The following is a 261-nucleotide window of genomic DNA, read 5'->3' as shown; positions in this document are numbered from 1 at the left end:
ACATTTTGCCAGGCCGTGGGACGTATTCGAGCAGATCTCACAATACGCGTCGAAGTTTGTCGTCCTGCTTCTGCCATATCGGGAATTCGACCGCCATGTCGAACACGAGGTAACGTTCGATTCGCGCAACATTCCGCTTTCGCCGACGCCGGATTGGGTACTCGCGTATGAGTCGGTGGTGGACACGCGCTCTCATGAACCGACGTACTGGCTCGGCCATCAGATTCTGCTCGTGTACGCTCATACCGAACAGCTCAGCGC

At 56.3% G+C, this 261-nt stretch carries 1 pseudogene; it reads left to right on the top strand.

Annotation, left to right across the window (positions count from 1 at the left end):
* Positions 1-261, top strand: a pseudogene (locus tag SB771_RS35250) (methyltransferase type 11); the annotation flags it as partial.

Origin of the sequence: Burkholderia sp. SIMBA_051, from assembly GCF_046534915.1 — a bacterium.
In the GTDB taxonomy this organism is placed as follows: domain Bacteria; phylum Pseudomonadota; class Gammaproteobacteria; order Burkholderiales; family Burkholderiaceae; genus Burkholderia; species Burkholderia ambifaria.
The sequence above is the reverse complement of the archived record's forward strand: the minus strand, read 5'-3'. Positions and strand labels throughout refer to the sequence as shown.